This window comes from Pseudomonas sp. 05N434, assembly GCF_056396965.1.
On sequence record NZ_JBFTMK010000789.1, the window covers coordinates 1 to 1,652 of the forward strand.

At 59.2% G+C, this 1,652-nt stretch carries 2 protein-coding genes and 2 pseudogenes; all 4 read right to left on the reverse strand.

The window, feature by feature from the left end; translation table 11 throughout:
- Positions 1–98: pseudogene (locus AC1DLB_RS29385) on the reverse strand (2-polyprenyl-3-methyl-6-methoxy-1,4-benzoquinone monooxygenase); the annotation flags it as partial.
- A gap of 121 nt (positions 99–219) precedes the next feature.
- Complete coding sequence (locus tag AC1DLB_RS29390) at positions 220–558, reverse strand: histidine triad nucleotide-binding protein (protein ID WP_007906873.1); 339 nt, start codon at positions 556–558, stop codon at positions 220–222.
- Between the two features lie 80 nt (positions 559–638).
- A complete protein-coding gene (locus AC1DLB_RS29395; RefSeq protein WP_018928876.1) occupies positions 639–1,427 on the reverse strand; it encodes an SDR family NAD(P)-dependent oxidoreductase in 789 nt (262 codons plus the stop codon).
- Positions 1,428–1,489: 62 nt separating this feature from the next.
- Positions 1,490–1,652: pseudogene (locus AC1DLB_RS29400) on the reverse strand (DUF805 domain-containing protein); the annotation flags it as partial.

Genomic DNA, 1,652 nt, shown 5'->3' on the forward strand with positions numbered 1-1,652 from the left:
CGGTAGGGCTGACCGCTGAAGGGCAACAAAGTACGCATCGCGGCATCGGCTTGCAGCAGAAGACGGTCAATTGGCGAATAGTGACGTTGGGTAGTCATGCTGACCTCCGGGAAGAATCTCGGCGGCCAGTTTAACCCAATCGGCCGGGGAGGGTTTGCGCTGGGTCATCTGTGGCGAGGGAGCAAGCGCCCTCGCCACATAAACCGGTACTGCTTGCAATTAGCCCGGAGGCCAGTGCATCTGGCGCTGACCCAGCACGTGCATATGAATGTGATAAACGGTCTGCCCGCCCAATTCATTGCAGTTCATGACCACCCGGAAACCTTCTTCACAGCCCAGTTCCAGAGCCAGACGCTGCGCGGTGAACAGAATATGCCCGGCCAGAGCCTTATCGTCCTCGGTGAGATCGTTAAGGGTGCGCACCGGTTTCTTCGGGACCACCAGGAAATGCACGGGGGCCTGTGGGGCGATGTCGTGGAAGGCCAGTACCTGGTCGTCCTCGTAAATGATCTTCGCCGGGATTTCCCGGTTGATGATCTTGGTGAACAGAGTATCCACAGCTGTTTTCTCCGTTGTTTGGCTGGCTTGAGTGTACGCATGGGCCCTGCCTGAGCCCAGTTTTTTACCTTGAAGGCTGGTCAGCGCGGGCAGTACGCCTTATTGACCATGCCCGCGATTGTCCGGGTCAGCCAGCGCGAGCCGAGCCGTGGCAAGAAGGCGAACCAGCGATTCAGGCGACCGGGGATGATAATGGCGCGATTTTTCTCCAGGGCRCGCACGGTGTAGAGCGCGACTTCCTCTGGGCTCATCAGCAATTTGCTCTCGCCCAGCTTGTCGGTGTTCAGTTGCGCGGTGCGAAAAAACGCCGTGCGGGTCGGGCCGGGGCAGAGCACCGACACCTTGACCGCGCATTTTTTCAGTTCGACGCGCAAGCCTTCGGAGAAATTCAGCACATAAGCCTTGCTGGCGTAATAAGTGCTCATCCAGGGGCCGGGATGGAACGCCGCAACCGAGGCGACGTTCAGAATCTGCCCGCCGCCCTGCAAGGCCATGCTGTTACCAATGGCATGACACAAGCGAGTGAGGGCCAGGATGTTCACTTCGATCAGGTCCTGCTCGGTCATCCAGTCCTGGGCCAGGAATGGGCCACAGGTACCGATGCCGGCGCAGTTGACCAGCAGATCGATTTGCCGCTCACCTTCCTCCAGCTCCAGTAGAAATCCGGACAGGCGCAACGGTTCACCCAGGTCACAGGCACGAAACAAAACTTCCACGCCAAAACGTTGAGTCAGTTCAATCGCAATACTTTCCAGCTGATCACGCTGTCGGGCCACCAATAGCAGGCTGCGGCCGCGCCGGGCCAGCGCTTCGGCCATTGCCAGGCCGATGCCGCTGGAAGCGCCAGTGATCAGAGCGTAACGGGTCATGCAGTTCTCCATCGCAACAGCTCCGCGCCAGCGACGCAGGTGTCACGGGCGGGGAGCGCTGTTCATTCTTTTGCAGAGTCTACAGGGGGCTGGGCCGCTTCGGCTGCATCGTCGGTTGAATCTGCTGCCGAGTCGACTTCGACGGGCGCAGCTTCGACTTCATCGGTGGTCACGGAGCTGCTTTGATAGGCGCTATCAGTGGCGCTTTCGTACTCATCCTGAATT